Genomic DNA, 17,997 nt, shown 5'->3' on the forward strand with positions numbered 1-17,997 from the left:
TCTTGGCTGTGTGACGACTCAACCGCAACCCACAACCGTGCTTCAGACCTCGGCACTCCGCGCCATCCTCCCTCTGGCGCTCGCCTTCGCCGCGCTCAAGATCGCCATCCATATCACGACCAACGTGATGGCGCAGCACGCGGGCTACGGCATCTTTCGCGATGAGATGTACTACCTCATGTGCGGACGGCACCTGGCCTTCGGCTTTGTCGATCAGCCTCCGCTCGTTTCGCTGATGGCGCGGCTCACAGACGTGCTCTTCGGCTATCAGCACATGTGGTCGCTGCGCCTCTTTCCGGCGATCGCCGGAGGCGTGAAGGTCTTTCTTACCGGCATGCTCGTATGGGCCTTCGGCGGAGGCCGCCGCGCCGCCGCGCTCGCCATGCTCGGAGTCATCGCGGTTGCGGTCTATCTCGGCATCGACAGCTTCCTCTCGATGAACTGCCTCGATCCGGTCTTCTGGACAACCTGCTTCCTCGCACTCGTCCGTATCATCCGGATCGAGTCTTCAGGAACGTTAGGAGCAGACTCGCCCACATCGGTGCGCAACTGGTGGCTCCTGCTCGGGGTAAGCGCGGGCCTCGGCCTCGAGAATAAGGACTCCGAGGTCTTTTTCCTCGTTTGTGCCCTGGTGGCTCTGCTGCTCACACCGCCGCGCCGCATCCTCGCCAGCCGCTGGTTCGCTGCATCCGTCGGCCTCATTGTCCTGATCGCACTGCCGAATCTTCTCTGGCAGATCCACTATCACTTCCCCACGCTTGAATGGCTGCGCACCGTCTCAAAGAGCGACAAGGATGTCATCCTCTCCCCGCCAGCATTCCTCAACGCGCAGTTCGTCGGATTAGGGCCGTTCACCGTTCTGCTCTGGCTGCCCGGGATTCTGTGGCTGCTCTTTGCGCGAGCGGCAAAGCCATGGCGCTTCGCCGGACTTACCTACGTCCTGTTTCTGCCGCTGATGATCGCGCTGCACGCCAAGGACTACTACCTCGCACCCATCTACCCGATCTACTTCGCCGCCGGCGCCGTTGCATGGATGCAGTGGGCCGGAGTCACGCGCTGGCGCAATGCCTTGGCAGGCGCCTATGCTATCGCCCTCATCGCTGCGTTCTTCCTGGTCCTGCCTTTCGCTGTGCCAGTACTTCCGCCACAGCAGTTCCTTGCTTATGAAAAGAAGCTGGGCTTCGCGCCGAAGGACTCCGAGAACCACGCGCCCACCATCCTTCCGCAGTTCTATGCCGACCGTTTCGGCTGGACCGATCTCGTTGCGCAGGTCAACGCGATCTATCACGCCCTGCCGCCGGACGAGCAGGCCCGCACCGGCATCTTCGCGCAGAACTACGGACAGGCCAGCGCCATCAATATCCTCGGCGAACACGACGGCCTGCCGACCGTCATCAGCGGACATCAGAACTACTGGCTCTGGGGGCCGCGAGGCTACACGGGCGCGGAGATGATTGTCCTGTCGCAAGCCTCACTCTCCGAGATACAGGAAAACTACGCCTCATGCAGACTCGTCGGCATGCGCGACAATCCGCTCGCCATGCCCTGGGAGCACGGCCCCATCTACCTTTGCTATGGCAGGAAAACTACCTATGCGGCAGACTGGAAGGAGTTTAAGAACTACTACTGATCGCATCGGAGCCGGAGCCTCTTACCGCATTGAACGAAGCCACGCCGCTGCACGCACACACCGAGGCCCGTAACGACTCACCCCAAAGGCATGAGCTTCCGCGCGTACTGCGCACCTCGCATGCCACCGCAATTGTCGTCGGCACGCTCATCGGCAGCGGCATCTTCCTCGTCCCGCATGAAATGATGCAGTCCACCGGCTCCTCTGGCCTTGTCTATCTCGCGTGGATCGTCGGTGGCCTGCTCTCGCTCTTCGGCGCCATGACCTATGCCGAGCTCAGCACCCTGCAGCCTTACACCGGCGGCGAATATGTCTACCTGCGCGGAGCCTACGGCGACCTCACCGCCTTCCTCTACATGTGGACGTGGTTCGCCGTGGCCAAGCCCGCATCGATCGCCAGCGTCACCACCGGACTTGCGCGCACGCTCGCCATCTTTCCGGCCTTTCGCTGGCTCCCCGCGGAAGCAGTGCATGTGCCCTTCGCCATCACCTGGGCGCAGCTCTTCGCCATCGTCGCCACGTGGGGCATCACCGGACTGAATTATCTTGGCATCAAGAAGGCCGGAGACTTCCAGCTCATCTTCACCTGGCTTAAGGGCCTGCTCATTCTTGCCATCGCCGGCTTCTGCTTTGCCTCCGGCATGGGCCACTGGACGAACTTCACCACCGTCTTCACCGGCGCCCACGGCGGCTTCAGCGGATTCATGGTCGCGCTCATCGCCGCGCTCTGGGCCTATGACGGCTGGAACGACCTCACCATGGTCTCGGGCGAAGTCCAGCACCCTGAGAAAAGCCTGCCTATCGCGCTCATCGCGGGACTCGGCATCGTCGGCGTGCTCTACATGGCCACCAACGCCGCCATCCAGTACATCCTTCCGGCTTCGGCCATCGCCGCCGCACCTCGCCCTGCCGTCTCCGCGCTTGCGCTGGTCACTGGCCACTGGGGAGCGGCGCTGGTCTCCGCCGTCATGGCGCTAAGCATCTTCGTCACGCTCAACGGCACCATCATGTCCGGCGCCCGCATTCCCTTCGCTGCCGCACAGGACGGCCTCTTCTTCCGCCGCATGGCAGACGTTCACCCACGCTTCCAGAGCCCTTCGACTTCACTTCTCGTGCAGGCGCTGCTCACCACCGGACTACTGCTCGCTGTCGGTCGCTTCCAGCAGCTCTTCGAGCTCGCCATCTTCGCCGAATGGCTTTTCTACATGATTACGGCAACGACCATCTTCCACTACCGCCGCACCGCACCGGCCGCGAAAACCTTCCGCGCCTGGGGATACCCGGCCGTACCGCTGCTCTTCATCGCCGCCGCCGCCGTACTGCTCTACTTCTCCTACGTTGAGAACCTGATCAGCTCACTGCTCGGCTCGGCCATCATTCTGCTCGGCATCCCGCTCTTCTTCGTCATTCGGCGCAACACACGTTAAGTCAGAGACTCATACACCAGCCGCGCAGCAGCCAGATCTTCCGCAGCCACCCCCAGCGATTTGTAGACGACGCGTCCGCTCACAGGCTTCGCCACCGAACCCGCCAGCACCTCACCAAGTTCGGCGTAAATATTCGCGCCCGTGGCGAGAATATCTCCCGATTCCCGCAAAGCCGCCTCGCGCGACTCCACCACAACCGGAGCTTGCATCGCCACGTCATCCAGCTCACGCTTCCCCGGGCCGATCGCTCCCACGGCAGCGACGAAGGTCTCCTCGCCGAGCCACTCTCCACGAATCAACGGCTCGGAAACATTCGCAACGCCGAAGACAATATCCGCTCCACGCACCGCCTCCTCGACATCGCATGCCCGTCCGCCGCACTCGGCGGCCAGCCGCTGCGCGTGCTCAGACGTACGGCTCCAGATGCGAATTTCGCGGATCTCCCGTACGCGCCGTAATGCTTCGATATGTGCCCGCGCCTGCACGCCGGAACCCAGCACGGCCACCACACTCGGCACGTCACGGCTGAAGGTGCGGGCCGCAATCGCTGAGACAGCAGCCGTGCGCATCTCTGTGATCAAGCGGCCGTCCATCACCGCCAGTGGCTCGCCTGTCGCCGCTCGGAAGAGCTGGATTACCGCCTGATGAGTCGGGAGGCGTCCGTTCTTCTCGTAAACCGTGACCACCTTCAGTCCCATCAGATCGCCGTCCACAGCCGGCATCAAACCCATCAGCCCATGGCTCTCCGGCACTGCCAGCACCGAGCGTACGGGCTGGCGAATTTGCCCGGATGAAAGACGGATCAATGCCCACTCAAGAACTGGCAGCAAGGTGTCATAGCTCAGGCAACGGCGAACCTCCGATTCGGAAACAATGCGCATCGTCCTGTAAACGTATCAGGTAGAAAAGACTCTCTATTAGCATCCAATCGCGAAAGAATCTAGAGCACGGACCACAAAAGGATCAAATTTTGTATCCAACGGACCGGAACGGAACCATAACCGTATGGGAAACAGTAATTCTGTTGACTTTCCGAGTACCGGCTTCCATGCTGGATAGTGAAAGCTCAGGACAATAAATTATTGTTGTGCGGCTGGAGCTTTTCGGATCGTTCGCTGAGTCCTTCAGCCTTTCCAGCCACTACCGCCTGCAGTCATGGCCCTCCCCATCCACTGCAACGGATTCTCGTGATACTTGCTGCCAGGATTTTTCTTCGATGAAGCTTCCACACCTCTTCAGACCGGACCTGATTGCACTTTCCGTGCTTCTGACCTCGGTCGCGGCCCTTACGGCCTTCAGCTTTATCGACATCCTCTGCACAGCTGCCGGCCAGCGGCGCCGGCTCTGGCTCGCGGCGGGAGCTGCCGCATCCGGCTTCAGCCTCTGGTCCATGCACTTTCTCGTGGTCCAGGCCTTCCTTCCGCGTGAAGCCGTAAGCTACTCGATTCCCCTGGTCGTCGCCTCGCTCTGCGGCGCCATCTTCACTTCGCTCACGGCTCTCGTCTGCGTCGTCCGCAGAACGCAGACGCCTCTGGCTGCGACCGTCACTTCCCTGCTGATGTCCACCGGGCTGTGGATCATGCATCTCACCGGCACCGCCGCTATCAGCGCGCCCCGCGCCGTGCACTTGCATCCCTTCTTCATCCTGCTCGCCGCACTTGTCACTTTCCTTTTCTGCGGCGCATCGCTGCAGACCGTGGCCCATTCGCAATCCCCTGCAGGAGCAGGCCCCGTGTGGCGGGTCTCCTCCGCCTGCGTCACTAGCCTCGGACTCGCGGCCCTGCTCTCAGTCTGCGTGATTACCGTGCCCCTGCCGACGCAGTTCGCTCTCCTGCTTCAACCCTGGATGCAGAACACCAGCAGCCTGAGCGTCGTCGGCGTGGCCGGCGTGACCGGGCTGATCGCAGCCGCAGCCTTTCTTTCTACATCCATGGAGCGCTACCTCAGCCGCCAGTCGCGAATCAGGATGGCCATGATCGCGCAGCTGCAGGAATCCAACACCCTGCGCGAAGCCATCGTCGACAGCGCATTGTTCGCAATCATCTCCACCGACCTCAACGGCATGATCCGCTCCGTGAACCGCGCCGCAATCCAGATGCTCGGCTATTCGGCTCAGGAGATGATCGGCAATATGTCACTTCTCCACCTGCACGATCCGGCCGAGGTCGAGGAGCAGGCGATCCGTCTGAGCGTGCAGCTTCGCCGCGGCATTCCAGCCGATGTCGAGGCAATCACTACCCTGACAGGCGATCAGCGGCTGGACGAGCGCGAGTGGACCTACATGCGCCGCGACGGTCAGGCCGTTCCGGTGCGCCTCTCCATCAGCCCGCTTCAGTTTGCCGGTTCGGCAAACGACGAGCTCTCCAGTCAGCAGGGCTTCCTCATCATTGCCCAGGACATCAGCGCCCAGAAGAGCGCCGAGCAGACCATGCGCCGCATGGCGCTTTATGATCCGCTCACCGGCCTGCCGAACCGCACGCTGCTGGAAGAGCAGATCATCCGTTCGCTGGCGCTTGCCGGACGCCATCGTCTTCAGGTATCGCTCGCCGTCATCGATCTCGACCGCTTCAAGCAGATCAACGATTCTCTCGGTCGCCTTGTGGGCGACGAGGTGCTGCTGCTGCTCTCGCGCCGCCTCACCGAGACGGTCCGCACCTCCGATATGGTGGTGCGCCTGGGCAGCGACGAGTTCGTGATCCTGATGCCCGGCATCGAGCATCCCCGTCAGTCTCTCGACGTGATGCAGCGCGTGCTGCAGGCTCTCTCCGAACCGATCTGCCTCGAAGGCCAGGAGTTTTACGTCACGCCGAGCATCGGCATCAGTGCCTTCCCCAACGATGGCCACGACCTGAACACTCTTCTGCGCAAAGCAGACCGCGCCATGTACAAGGCAAAGTCCCGCGGACGAAACAGCGTCGCCATCTTCTCGAGCGAATTCGAGAGCGAGGCCTCGAGCCTGCTCGCCATGGACAGCGCGCTGCGCCGGGCCATCAAGCGCAATGAGTTCTTCCTCGTCTACCAGCCGATCTTCCACATCCCCACCGGCGAAATCTCCGGTCTGGAAGCGCTGATCCGCTGGCAGCAGCCCGATGGATCCGTGCTTTCGCCTGCGGGCTTTATCCCCCTGGCCGAGGAAACCGGTCTCATCTTCAAGATCGGCGAATGGGTGCTCCGCACCGCCTGCGCCCGCGTCGGCATGTTCTCCCGCGCGGCCCGCAAGCCGCTGCGGATGGCGGTGAACATCTCGCCCTACCAGTTCCGCGATCCCCAGCTTCTCCAGTGCATCCAGGAGACCCTCGCCACCACCGGTATCGAGCCCTCGCAGCTCGAGCTCGAGATCACCGAAGGTGTCCTGCTTGACGACAGCAGCGAAGCCGAAGAAACCATCCGCCAGCTGCGCACGCTCGGCATCCAGATCGCCATGGATGACTTCGGCACCGGTTACTCGAGCCTCGGCTATCTCAAGCGTTTCCCTATCGACCGCTTGAAGATCGACCGTTCCTTCGTCACCGGCATGGAGAGCACCCGCAACGACCTCACCCTGACCGAAGCCGTCATCAAGATGGGCCACAGCCTGAATGCCCAGGTGACAGCGGAGGGAGTGGAATCGGCGCAGCAGTGGCAGTATTTGTGCGAGCAGGGATGCGACGACGCCCAGGGTTTTCATCTGGCTCGTCCCATGCGCGCCGAACAGCTGCTCGAGTTCCTGTTGAGCCGCGCCGAAGAACAGGTTTCAGCAAGGCTTGCCGCACACCGCCCGGCGGTCAGCTTTGATGTAAACTAGTAGCTGCGAGTCCGATGGTCTTCACGATCCTCCCCGGTCGAATCCCTGCGAAACAGGTACCACGAAGGGTTAAGATTTCGAAGTCCGGCCGCAGTGCGCCGCGCGAACGTGTGCGCCCGACCAGTTTGCTTTGATGAGGAGAAGCCTTTCATGGCCAAGATCGCTAAAACCGCAGATCGTAAGAAAGTTATGGACACGTCCAAGAGCACGGACTGCCCCAAGTGCAGCAAGCCGACCCGCATTGTGAAGCGCGTCAAGGACCGCGAGCGCGGCACCCCTGGTGGCGTTTACATCTCCTGCTCGGCCTGCGATTTCTACGAGAAGCTCTAGTCCCGGCCGTACAATCCGCAGTCGAAAAAGCCCGGCTTATCGCCGGGCTTTTTCATTTTCCTCTGCAAGTTCTCGGGGGACCATGCAAGCCCGATATTGGCTTGAGTGGGGAACGCACAATCTTTCATCGGGTGTCCCACATCTCGTTCTGAACGAAATGTGGGACGATCTGAACCTAGCTCGCGATCGTCTCCGGCTCACTCGCAGGCGAAACCGTGAGGTAAGCCTTGCGGCTTCGCGCCCACAGCACCAGCAGGAAGCCAGCCGCGACCGAACCGATGCTCGCCATCTGCGCGTTCGTCAGCACATGGAAGTAGATCGGCGGATTGATGCGGATGAACTCCACCAGGAAGCGAGCAATGCCCGTCAGGATGAGGTACTCGCCCGTCAGCTGACCGATCGGCTTCTGCCGCACGGGACCGCCGCGCCGCCAGAGGATCCACGCGATGAAGAGCGCCGCGATGAACTCATAGATCGGCGTGGGATGCACATAGACACCCTTGGGCGTGGGGACCAGCCCGTCCGGGAAGGCCATGCCCCAGGGCAGGCTCGTAGGCTTGCCGTAGTCGCCGTCGCCGGAGACAAGGCAGCCGATGCGGCCGACGCCATAGCCGACCGCGGCGCACGAAGTCGCCAGGTCCAGCATCGAGAGTCCGCCGATGCGATAGCTGCGCCCCTGCCAGAGCAGTGCCAGGATGCCGAAGACCAGGCCGCCAAACCACGCAAAGCCCGCGCGATCAAGCAGGGTGGCCATCGGGTGAGCCATCAGCTCATGCGGCTCCTGCAGCACATGCCAGAGCTTGGATCCGATGACACCCGCAACCGTGCAGATCGCCACAATCCCGATCGCATCCGCCTCGATCTTCCAGCGGCGAAAGTTGCGTTGCAGCACGAGGCAGGCACAGACCGCAGCCAGCCAAAGCAGAATTCCGAAGGTGCCGACACTGAATCGGCCGATATGAATAAAGGGATACATCAGGAGTCTACTGTCTCAAGTATAGCTTTCTTCTTTCAGATATCCTAAGACGGTCGGCAGCCCCTATCCGTGAGCAACGCTGCCGACTAACTCTCTTCCCTCGGAGACCCGAACGGTGAGCTCGTCCCTGATCCACAAGGATTTTCCTGTCTTGTTCAGCGAAGAACAGATCCGCCAGCGCATTATCGAAATCGGCAAACAGATCGATGCAGACTATGAGGGAAAGAGCGTAGTCCTGGTGGGCGTGCTGAAGGGCGCGGCCATTTTCCTCTCCGACCTGGCACGCGCCATTAGCGTGCAGTGCACCTTTGATTTCGTCGCCGTCTCCAGCTATGGCAAGGGCCAGCGCTCGAGCGGAGCCGTCAAGCTGATCAAGGACCTCGATCAGCCGATCGAAGGCAAGCACATCATCGTGGTTGAAGACATACTCGACACAGGACTCACGCTCAGCTACCTGCACAGCCTCTTCAAGCGTCATAACCCGGCCAGCCTGCGCATCGCCGCGCTGCTCGACAAGCCCTCCCGCCGTCTGGCACAAATTGAAGCCGATTACACCGGCTTCCAGATCCCGAATCACTTCGTCATCGGCTACGGCATGGATTACGCGGAGCGCTTCCGCAATGTGCCGGACATCCGCCTGATGCCGCCCGATTCCCCCGAGCTGCACTAGCGCACGCTGTGCACTCGATTCAGGAGTTGCTTCATGACCACCTCTTCTCTCTCCTCTGCGATCGAATCTGTTCCCGTTTATGACGCAGCGGCCTTCGCCGCGCAGGCATTGTCCAGCCCGGCTGCGCTGTCCGCGGTCATCGACCACACGCTGCTCAAGGCCGACGCCACCCGCGAGCAGGCGTTGAAAATTGCGCGCGAAGCCGCCGAGTACCGCTTTGCCTGCGCCATGGTGAACCCGGTCTGGACCGGCCTGCTGGCCTCGGAACTCGCTGGCACCGGCATCCCTGTCGGCGTAGTCGTCGGCTTCCCTCTCGGGGCGAACCTCGTCAGCACCAAGCGCGAAGAAACCGCCGCGCTGTTGCGTCTCGGCGCGAAGGAAATCGACATGGTGCTCAACATCGGGCTGCTCAAGTCCGGTGAGACCACGCGCGTGGCGCGCGACATTGAGGCTGTCGTCGAAGTCAGTCACGATGCCGGCGCCATTGTGAAGGTGATTCTCGAAACCTGCCTGCTGACGACCGAGGAGAAGCTCACCGCCTCGGAGATCGCCTGCGCGGCCGGCGTCGACTTCCTCAAAACCAGCACCGGTTTCTCCGTCCATGGCGCAACCGCCGAGGACGTGGCCCTGTTACGCGGCGTGGCCGGAACCCGCTGCGGCGTGAAGGCATCGGGCGGCATCCGCACCCTCGTCGACGCCGAAACGATGCTGCGTGCCGGAGCCAGCCGCATCGGTGCAAGCGCAAGCGTGGCCATCGTGGAGGCACTCAAGCACGGCGCAAAGCCGGATTCGTCTCAAGGCGCATCGGGCTACTGATCCCATCGATCCTCCGTCATCCCGACAGAAGCAATAGAGGGAGCGAGGTGCGGGTGCCTGCAGTTTGCCTTGGACAGGCAACATGCGGGTGCCCCATCCAAGCTCCGCTTGGGTGGGATAGTAGAGGCCACAAAAAATAGTCATCCCCGCCGGAGCTGCACGCCCACGTATCGCCTCCGGTTCGCCGGTGCGCACCCGCCTGTTGTTCCTCCGCCGAACGCCGTATGAATGCTTTATGATGGCTCCTCTGAAGAGTTTTCTACCGGCCGCGCAATCACGATAGAACGGCATGGAACGATGCCTGCGCCGCGCCGGATGCCTGACAGGAAACGCGTGACCGAAGAGCCGAAACCCATCGCTGGCAATCCCGAGGCATATGAAGGCGACTACCGCCCCTCCGCGGTTTCGCCTGCGCACACGCAGGTCCGCATCGAGCCGCTTTCGACGGAATTCCTCATCCGTCTCGCCGACGCGCTCAACACCACGCTGGACCTGAACACGTTGCTGCGCCGCACCGCCGATCTCGTCCGCGCCGTCATCGACTACCGCATCTTCGCGATCCTGCTCGTCAACGACCGCACGAAGGATCTCCGCATGCGCTTCCAGATCGGGCACACGCCGGAGATCGAGCGTATGCGCATCAAGATCGGCCAGGGGATCGTGGGCCGCGTTGCCCAGGAACGGCACGCCATCCTCATCCAGGACGTCTCCCAGGCAGAGAACTACATCAACGCCAACCCCGACGTCCGCTCTGAGCTCGCCGTCCCGCTCATCGTCAAGAATCGCCTCATCGGCGTCATCGACATCCAGTCCGAGCAGCCGAACTACTTCTCACCGGAGCACCAGCGCCTGCTCACCCTCACCGCTTCGCGCGTGGGACAGGCCATCGAGAATGCCCGCCTCTACACCCGCGTCGCGCGGCAGGCCCAGACGCTTGAAGTCCTCAACGAGATCAGCCGCGAGCTCACCTCGATCCTCGATGTCGATGCCCTGCTCGAGCGCGTCGGTCAGCTCCTGCGCCGCATCATCGACTTCCAGATGTTCTCCGTATGGCTGGTCAACGAGCGCGACAAAGTCCTCGAAAACCGCTACGCGGTGCGCTTCGGCGAACGTTTCTATCCCGGCGAAAAGATTCCGCTCGACCGCGGCCTCGTCGGCGCGGCGATCCAGGATCGCCAAGCCGTGCATGTCTCCGATGTCCGCAAGGACAAGCGGTATCACATGATCAATCCCGAGACCCGCTCGGAGATGGCCGTGCCCCTCATCTATAAGGGCAAGGTCATCGGCGTCCTCGACATCGAGCACACACGCAGCCACTACTTCAATGAGGATCACGAGCGCGCGCTCTCGACGCTCGCCGCGCAGATCGCCATCTCGATCGAGAATGCGCAGCTTTACCAGCGTGTGATGCAACAGGAGCAGCGCCTCGAGCGCGACCTCGCCATGGCCCGCGAGGTACAGCTTCGCCTGCTTCCCCCCGTGAAGCCGCAGCATGAGCACGCCGAGTTCTCCGCGCGCTTCGTGCCCGCGCGCACCATCGGCGGCGACCTCTATGACTTCCTGCCCTACGACGCGAACCGCAGCGCCATCGCGCTTGGCGACGTAAGCGGCAAGGCCGCGCCGGCCGCGCTCTACGCCGCGCTGGTCAGCGGCATCATGCGCTCTGCCGCGAACCAGAACCTTTCGCCGTCGGAGATGCTCGAAGAGCTCAACGAATCGCTGCAGGAGCGCAAGGTCGATTCGCAGTACGTCGCCATGGTCTATGCGCTCTGGAATGACGACAACCGCACGCTGCAGATCGCGAACGCCGGCGCCGTGCAGCCACTCATCTGTCGCAGCGGCGAGGTGGATACCGTGCACGCCGAGGGCTTCCCTCTCGGCATGTTCCCCGGCGTAAAGTACGAAGAGTTCTCGCTCGCCACGCAGCCCGGCGACTCCCTCATCTTCTTCAGCGACGGTATCGTCGATGCGCAGAACGCAGCCGGCGATATGTTCGGCGACGAGCGGCTCCGCAACGTCGTCACGAAGAACCACCAGAAGCCAGCCTCGAAGATCGCCGACGCCATCCTCGCCGAAGTCGGAAAGTTCCAGGGCGGCCGCGAGCGTTTCGATGACGAAACCGTGCTCGTGCTCAAGGTGCTGTAAAAAACTAATTCCGCATCCACCATAGAACTGTCATTCCGACCGAAGCGAGGCGGCTCTTCGTCTCGTGCAGTGGAGGAACCTGCGGTTTTGCATGCGTCTGCACAAAACAAACGGCCAGCAATCCCCCTAGAACCGGGACCTCTGGCCGTCTCTGTGACTGACGACTGGCACTTTCAACTGCCGGTCGTCAATGTGTGCCTGTAACCGTTACTTATTTCCTGCTTCCGTGCTGCGGATGAACGCGGCCACGCGATCATGCAGCTTGGCCAGCGAAGCGTCGTGCACATAAACCATGTGGCCCGACTCATACCAGTCGTACTCGATGTTCGAAGCCAGGCTCTGCGGAATCGGCAGGTGCTTGTCTTCGTAGTACGCCGCATAGAAGGGCGTGGCCAGGTCGTAGTAGCCGCCGTTCACCATCACCTTCAGCTTCGGGTTGGTCTTCATGGCCATCGCCAGGTCGCCGCTCACGTTCACGCCGATGGAATTGCCGTCGTGCTTGAAGTCCCATTCGTGGCCGCCAAAGTCCGCCATCGGCAGATAGGTCTGTCCCTGGCCATACTTCAGGTCGCGACGGACATAATCGTTGAACAGCGCAACGTAAGCCGACGAGATCGCCGAGCTCTGCGGATCGTATTCCGACTCTTCGCTCAGCGGGTTCAGCGACGGCCCGGAGAAGCGCGTGTCGAGACGGCCCGTGGTCAGGTCGTTGTCATCCTGCAGGTTCTTCGTGAAGCCACCGCCGCTCACACGCAGGTCGGCCTTCAGCAGGTAGTCCACCGAGAGGCCGGTGTACTCGTGCAGCTTCTCTGCAACCTGCTTCTTCTCGTCCTCCGGCAGATCGGAGCCGAGCGCCAGCGCATGCGCGTACTCGCCAAAGGCATACGCCTCCACTTCCTTGAGGAAGGGCTCGAGCGCAGCCGGCTGGCTGGGCAGCTTGTGGTGATACCACGCAGTCGCCGCGTAGGTCGGCAGCCCGGTCTCAAACGGCAGGTCAATGCCGGGATTCATGCGCGCGCCATCGATATCCGAATTGAAGTTGAAGATCTGCGAGAGCAGGATCACGCCGTTCAGGTCGATGTCCTTCTCGTTCTCGAGGATGTTCGACACCACGGCCGAGCGCGTCGTGCCGTAGCTCTCGCCGAAGAGATACTTGGGCGAGTTCCAGCGGTTGTTCTTGCTGATGTAGCGGGCGATGAAGCGCGCGAAGGCGTGGCCGTCTTCGTCGATGCCCCAGAAGGACTTTTCCTTGTCCTTGCCCACCAGACGTCCAAATCCGGTGCCCGGCATATCGATGAAGACCAGATCCGTCGTGTCGAGCAGGCTGTACTCGTTGTCCACGAGCTTGTACGGCGCCGCGGCCAGATGCTGATCGCTCGCGGTGACCACATGCTTCGGACCGACAGAGCCCATGTGCAGCCACACTGTCGAGCTGCCCGGTCCACCGTTGTAGAGGAAGGTGATGGGACGATCTTCCGGATGCGCAACATCCTTCTTCGTGTACGCGACGTAGAAGATGCGCGCGACCGGCGGCTTCTCCTTCGATTCCTTGTCCGCTGCAGCGTCGATCGCGGCCTGCGTGCCGGGCAGCGGTTCGCCGTCCGCGCCGAGCTGCGCGTCCTGCTCCTCGGTTGCGCCGACGGTGATGGTTCCCGCCGTAGCAGTGTAGGCGATGGCGTGTCCGCCGACAGTGACCGTGCCATCCGTAATGGAGTCGGGCGCGACAGTAGGAGTCTTGGCGGGAGCATCGTCGGCAGCAAATGCCGAGGCAGTCATCGCCGCGTACAATACAGCGGCAAAGAATGGAGCAGTCTTAGACATGAAATCTTCCTCGATCGGTTACGAATTCAAAATGCGCGGTGAGTCGCCGGAACAATTACGCAAAGTATAAAGCGGCACAAGAGGTGCCCGTTTTCGGACAACTCCTGTGCCGCTTCACCGCACGATCGAGGGCCTGGGTGGATCGTCTATTCGTGCCAGGCGCCGAGCTGTTTTCGTATCAGTACCAGCTGCCCCAGGTGATAGCTGTTGTGGTCCGCAGCCAGCAGCACCTCGCGCAGCACCGTCTGCCCGTCGCCCCATGGGATCTTTGCGTACAGGTTCGTCTCATGGTCGCGGACCAGCTTCTCGAACTCCGCAAGGTCCGCCTTCACTGCCCTCACCGACCGCTGCCATTTCTCTTCCTCGACGTGCGCTTCCTCGGCAGGCCAGTAGTCATCGGGCCACTTCGGTGCGACGTACTTCGGATCAGTGCAGAACACCAGCAGGTCGTGCAGTGCAATGCGCAGATGCTCCAGCAGTTGCCAGGCGCTGTGCGGTGAGCCCTTGGGCCGCTTCGTGTAGAACTCGGGCGCAAGGTCACCGATGGATGCGTCGAAATCGGCGTGTGCGCTGCCACCGCGCAGCAACTCCACCAGCTGCTCACGTATGACTTTCTCTTCTGTGGATTTTGTTTCCGTCATGCATCCCTCCGCAAGGATGGTCCCGTTCGTGGAATAACGTTCTCTTCTCGCGCTCGTTCTTTCCCTTGGGATGCCGGATTTCAGAGAGCCGCTTCCTTCCGCATCACGACGTAAACGCAACTTTGACAGTCATGAAAAAGCCCACCCCTTCTGACGGAGGGATGGGCTTGAAAAAAAAGTGTATGAGGGTTTAAACCGCGACGGCCTCGCGCTTGCTGCTGAAGACGTTGCCCATGCGGCGAATCTGCGCACCTACGCCGCGCAGCTTCTCTTCGATGTGCTCGTAGCCGCGATCCATGTGGTACACACGATCGAGAATCGACTCGCCATCGGCCACCAGCGCCGCCAGCACCAGCGAAGCCGATGCGCGCAGATCCGAGCACATCACGGCAGCCGCCGAAAGCGGAGCCTTGCCGCGAATGGTCGCCGTGCGCCCGTCCACCTTGATGTTCGCGCCCATGCGGATCAGCTCCTGCACGTGCATGAAGCGGTTTTCGAAAATGTTTTCGACAACCACCGAGGTGCCTTCCGCCTGCGTCGCCAGCGCCATGTACTGCGCCTGCATGTCGGTCGGGAAGCCGGGATACTCTTCGGTGGACATATCCGCACCCTTGAGGTTGCCCTCGCTGCGCACGCGGATCGAATCCTTGCCGATGATCTCGATGCGCGCGCCGCACTCTTCGAGCTTGCCGATCACCGCGCCCAGGTGCGCCGGATTGCAGTTCGACACACACAGATCGCCGCCCGTGATCGCGCCCGCTACCAGGAACGTACCCGCTTCGATGCGGTCCGGGTTAATGCGGTGCTTCGCGCCGTGCAGCTTGTCCACGCCCTGCACCTTGATGATGGATGAGCCCGCGCCTTCGATCTTCGCGCCCATCGCCGTCAACAGAGCGGCCAGATCGGTCACTTCAGGCTCACGCGCGCAGTTCTCGAGGATCGTCTCACCCTCGGCCAGCACCGCGGCCATCAGCAGGTCTTCCGTGCCGGTTACCGTGATCTTGTCGAAATGAATGTGTGCGCCCTTCAGCCGCTCCGCCCGAGCCTCGATGTAGCCATGCTCATAGCTGATGGTCGCGCCCATCGTCTCCAGGCCCTTGATGTGCAGGTCGATTGGGCGTCCGCCGATCGCGCAGCCGCCGGGCATCGCCACGCGCGCCATGCCGGTGCGCGCCACCAGCGGCCCCAGCACCAGCGACGACGCACGCATCGTCTTCACGATCTCGTACTTCGCCACCGGGTCCGAAAGCAGGCGGCAGCTGATGCTGGTGCGATGCTGCGCGCGGCCATAACCCAGTTCCACCTCGGCGCCCATCGAAACCAGGAGCTTACGCTCGGTCTCGATATCGTGGACCTGCGGAATGTTTTCGAGCACGACCTCTTCCTCGGTAAGGATGGCCGCAGCCATGCACGGAAGTGCCGAATTCTTTGCGCCGCTGACGCGGATGGTGCCGAGCAGCGGGTTGCCGCCACGAATGACAAATTTGTCCATATTTCTCCGGGAGCCCCAGAACGTTCAGCCGTCCGTTCAGCCGTCCTGCGGGCCTTTTCCTCTTCACGTCGAGTGTAAATTGATTCCGAGTCCGAGCGGGTGTCGACCTTGAGCCCTGCATCGCCAGGCAACGCTCCGGGGGCTTCATCCAAGCTCCCGCTTGGGTGGAAAGGCGAGATCGCGGGTGCCCCAGGTCTCGATTCTGAGACCTGGGATGGCGAAACCGCGGCGATCCCCACTCCGCGAGACGGGACAACCCGCTCAGGGAGCCTGCGGCGCTGGTGTCTGCGGAGCTGGCACCGTCGGTTCCACCCAGTACGCTCGCCGCGCCGTCACCTCGAGCTTCGGATATTCCTTCAGCTTCACCTCCAGCGCATGCGGGCCCGGAGCCGGCGACTGCGGCCGGAAGCTCAGCAGGTAGCGATTCGGCACGTGGTTGGTGATCGCCGCCAGATCTTTCTGCAGATTCTTCTCGTTGCTGAACTTGAAGAACTCACCGCCCGTCATGCCGGCAATGCTCTCCGGCACATTGCGCTTCAGCCCGTCGATCCCCAGCTGCACCACCAGCTGCGCCGCCTTCAGCGGCGGAGCCAGCAGTCCAAGACAATTCCAGAACTGCACCAGCCGGTTAGGATTCTTCTGGCCGGAATCGTCCGGATACTTCCCCATGCAGCCATGCGGAGGCCCAGGACGGTCATCCTGCACGATCAGCGGGGCCTTCCTCTTGAAGTCGCTCCTGATCGACGAAAACGCCACGCTGTAAACGATCGTGTTCGTATCGCTGATCGCCCGCACCGTCTCCACCAGCCCGGCTTCGCTGCCGTGGTCGTTCGTCTCGCTCAGCAACAGAATCACGCGCCGGTACTTCGGAGGCTGCGTCCGCAGCTGGTCTACCGCATAGGAGACGCCGTCAAAGATAGCCGCCCCGTCGTCGCCCGGCTGCAGCGAGTGCATCGCCGCCGCAACGTCGCTCCAGTTCGGGGTGAACGGCTGCTCCAAATAGACGTGGCTGTCGAAGCCCACCACCGCGACCGTGTGCTCCACATCGCCGGTCACCGCCTCGATCATCGGCTCAAGCTCCGGATAGAGATCCATCTTCAGCGCGCCTGAGCTACCCGTCTCCACCACGATTACCAGCGCAACCGGCTGGCCGTCGTTCCCTTCCTCCAGCGTGACCGGCTGCTCCACGCCGTTGTCGGTCACGGTGAAATCCTTCGCGGTCAGCGTGTACACCGGATGCCCCGACTTGTCCCGCACCAGCGTCGGCACCTGCACCAGGGTGGTCTCCGCGCGAAAGGTCGGCGTCTGCGCGGAATCCGGATTATCGACCGGCGGCAATGCCGGTTTGTCCTGCGCGAACAGGGGCGCAGCCACAAGAGCGCTTGCGAGCAGGCTTGCCGGGAAGAGCTTCATCATCGTGAGGCGCACAACCTTTCTGCGGAGAAAGAGAAAGACCCGCCGCATGAGGGCGGCGGGTCTTTGACTCTTGGAAGGATGAAATAGAAAGCCCGGAAAACCGCTTATAGGCCCGAGGGATTGTCTTCAATTGCCTGCCGGACGTTGCCGTTCGACTGCGCCAGCCGCCGCACCGCCTCCGGCTTGTCCACGCTGGCCTTCAGCATCACCAGTGCCACCGGCACGCTGCGCCCGGCGGACTTGATCACTTCCACTGCCTTCTCGCGAGTAATCTCGCAGGCCCGCATCAGCATGCTGATGCCGCGCTCGACCAGCTTCGAGTTCTGCATGTGCACGTTCACCATCAGGTTTTCGTACACATAGCCCAGCCGCGTCATCGCGCCCGTCGTGATCATGTTGCAGATCATCTTCTGCGCCGTCGCTGCCTTCATGCGCGTCGAGCCGGAAATCACCTCGGGACCGACCTCAGCCACGATCGAGATATCCGAAGCCTCCGCCAGCGGCGTGTTCGGATTGCAGGTGATGCAGGCCGTCTTCGCGCCGCGTGCACGGGCGTAGGCGACAGCCGCAACCACGTACGGTGTGCGGCCGCTTGAAGACAGGCCGATCACCATGTCCTTGCGGGTGGGCCGCCGTCGTGCGATGTCTCTCTGGCCCAGCTCTTCGGAGTCCTCATTCACCTCGACCGGCGATGCCAGCGCCTTCGGCCCGCCGGCCATGATGTACTGTACGGTCTGCGGCGAGGTGGAGAAATACGGCGGGCATTCGCAGGCGTCGAGCGATGCGATACGGCCGCTCGAACCGGCTCCGATGTAGATGAGACGGCCGCCATCGCGCAGACTGTGCGCC

Annotated in this window: 14 protein-coding genes; 7 read left to right on the forward strand and 7 right to left on the reverse strand. The window is 62.2% G+C overall.

Going from position 1 to position 17,997, the window contains the following annotated elements:
* Nucleotides 1–37: 37 nt before the first annotated feature.
* Both QM649_RS04315 and QM649_RS04320 read left to right on the forward strand, forming a co-directional pair.
* Nucleotides 38–1,630: an ArnT family glycosyltransferase gene (locus tag QM649_RS04315; RefSeq protein ID WP_415197786.1), complete on the forward strand. Its 1,593-nt coding sequence runs from the start codon at nt 38–40 to the stop codon at nt 1,628–1,630.
* A gap of 29 nt (nt 1,631–1,659) precedes the next feature.
* On the forward strand, nt 1,660–3,057 hold the full coding sequence (locus QM649_RS04320; protein WP_415197787.1) for an APC family permease: 1,398 nt from the start codon (nt 1,660–1,662) through the stop codon (nt 3,055–3,057).
* Here the strand turns inward: QM649_RS04320 and QM649_RS04325 are convergent.
* Nucleotides 3,054–3,938, reverse strand: a complete 885-nt coding sequence (locus QM649_RS04325; protein WP_415197788.1) for an ornithine cyclodeaminase family protein — start codon at nt 3,936–3,938, stop codon at nt 3,054–3,056. The two genes, QM649_RS04320 and QM649_RS04325, sit on opposite strands and share 4 nt — an antisense overlap.
* A gap of 335 nt (nt 3,939–4,273) precedes the next feature.
* Between QM649_RS04325 and QM649_RS04330 the strand changes: the two genes are divergently transcribed.
* Together QM649_RS04330 and QM649_RS04335 are read left to right on the forward strand one after the other, a co-directional pair.
* Nucleotides 4,274–6,841, forward strand: a complete 2,568-nt coding sequence (locus QM649_RS04330; RefSeq protein WP_415197789.1) for an EAL domain-containing protein — start codon at nt 4,274–4,276, stop codon at nt 6,839–6,841.
* Between the two features lie 150 nt (nt 6,842–6,991).
* On the forward strand, nt 6,992–7,171 hold the full coding sequence (locus QM649_RS04335) for a hypothetical protein (RefSeq protein ID WP_129208647.1): 180 nt from the start codon (nt 6,992–6,994) through the stop codon (nt 7,169–7,171).
* 175 nt (nt 7,172–7,346) lie between these two features.
* Here QM649_RS04335 and QM649_RS04340 read toward each other — a convergent pair whose 3' ends face one another.
* Nucleotides 7,347–8,147 (reverse strand): prolipoprotein diacylglyceryl transferase, encoded by an 801-nt coding sequence (locus QM649_RS04340; RefSeq protein WP_415197790.1) that lies wholly within the window; start codon nt 8,145–8,147, stop codon nt 7,347–7,349.
* A gap of 151 nt (nt 8,148–8,298) precedes the next feature.
* Here QM649_RS04340 and hpt point away from each other — a divergent pair, with 151 nt between their 5' ends.
* The 3 genes from hpt to QM649_RS04355 all read left to right on the forward strand — a co-directional run bounded on the left by hpt (nt 8,299) and on the right by QM649_RS04355 (nt 11,778).
* On the forward strand, nt 8,299–8,817 hold the full coding sequence (gene hpt / locus QM649_RS04345; protein ID WP_415197791.1) for a hypoxanthine phosphoribosyltransferase: 519 nt from the start codon (nt 8,299–8,301) through the stop codon (nt 8,815–8,817).
* A 33-nt stretch (nt 8,818–8,850) separates the two neighbouring features.
* A complete protein-coding gene (gene deoC / locus QM649_RS04350) occupies nt 8,851–9,633 on the forward strand; it encodes a deoxyribose-phosphate aldolase (protein WP_415197792.1) in 783 nt (260 codons plus the stop codon).
* Between the two features lie 333 nt (nt 9,634–9,966).
* Nucleotides 9,967–11,778, forward strand: a complete 1,812-nt coding sequence (locus tag QM649_RS04355) for a SpoIIE family protein phosphatase (RefSeq protein ID WP_415197793.1) — start codon at nt 9,967–9,969, stop codon at nt 11,776–11,778.
* A gap of 207 nt (nt 11,779–11,985) precedes the next feature.
* On the opposite strand, the gene QM649_RS04360 is transcribed toward QM649_RS04355, so the two are convergent.
* From QM649_RS04360 to QM649_RS04380, 5 genes are all read right to left on the reverse strand, one after another.
* Nucleotides 11,986–13,599: a S10 family peptidase gene (locus tag QM649_RS04360; RefSeq protein WP_415197794.1), complete on the reverse strand. Its 1,614-nt coding sequence runs from the start codon at nt 13,597–13,599 to the stop codon at nt 11,986–11,988.
* A gap of 146 nt (nt 13,600–13,745) precedes the next feature.
* A complete protein-coding gene (locus tag QM649_RS04365; protein WP_415197795.1) occupies nt 13,746–14,240 on the reverse strand; it encodes a DinB family protein in 495 nt (164 codons plus the stop codon).
* A 190-nt stretch (nt 14,241–14,430) separates the two neighbouring features.
* Nucleotides 14,431–15,732, reverse strand: a complete 1,302-nt coding sequence (gene murA / locus QM649_RS04370; protein ID WP_415197796.1) for a UDP-N-acetylglucosamine 1-carboxyvinyltransferase — start codon at nt 15,730–15,732, stop codon at nt 14,431–14,433.
* A 261-nt stretch (nt 15,733–15,993) separates the two neighbouring features.
* Nucleotides 15,994–17,148, reverse strand: a complete 1,155-nt coding sequence (locus QM649_RS04375) for a VWA domain-containing protein (protein WP_415197797.1) — start codon at nt 17,146–17,148, stop codon at nt 15,994–15,996.
* 104 nt (nt 17,149–17,252) lie between these two features.
* A partial coding sequence (locus tag QM649_RS04380; protein ID WP_415197798.1) for an N-acetylmuramic acid 6-phosphate etherase occupies nt 17,253–17,997 on the reverse strand: 745 nt, incomplete at its 5' end.

Origin of the sequence: Silvibacterium sp. (assembly GCF_047605705.1) — a bacterium.
Taxonomy (GTDB): domain Bacteria; phylum Acidobacteriota; class Terriglobia; order Terriglobales; family Acidobacteriaceae; genus Silvibacterium.

Excerpts from the sequence above, each read along its gene's own strand:
- QM649_RS04365 (WP_415197795.1), bottom strand. The coding sequence starts at position 14,240 with ATGACGGAAACAAAATCCACAGAAGAGAAAGTCATACGTGAGCAGCTG.
- QM649_RS04340 (WP_415197790.1), bottom strand. The coding sequence starts at position 8,147 with ATGTATCCCTTTATTCATATCGGCCGATTCAGTGTCGGCACCTTCGGA.
- QM649_RS04330 (WP_415197789.1), top strand. The coding sequence starts at position 4,274 with ATGAAGCTTCCACACCTCTTCAGACCGGACCTGATTGCACTTTCCGTG.
- murA (WP_415197796.1), bottom strand. The coding sequence starts at position 15,732 with ATGGACAAATTTGTCATTCGTGGCGGCAACCCGCTGCTCGGCACCATC.
- deoC (WP_415197792.1), top strand. The coding sequence starts at position 8,851 with ATGACCACCTCTTCTCTCTCCTCTGCGATCGAATCTGTTCCCGTTTAT.
- QM649_RS04325 (WP_415197788.1), bottom strand. The coding sequence starts at position 3,938 with ATGCGCATTGTTTCCGAATCGGAGGTTCGCCGTTGCCTGAGCTATGAC.
- QM649_RS04335 (WP_129208647.1), top strand. The coding sequence starts at position 6,992 with ATGGCCAAGATCGCTAAAACCGCAGATCGTAAGAAAGTTATGGACACG.
- QM649_RS04375 (WP_415197797.1), bottom strand. The coding sequence starts at position 17,148 with ATGATGAAGCTCTTCCCGGCAAGCCTGCTCGCAAGCGCTCTTGTGGCT.
- QM649_RS04360 (WP_415197794.1), bottom strand. The coding sequence starts at position 13,599 with ATGTCTAAGACTGCTCCATTCTTTGCCGCTGTATTGTACGCGGCGATG.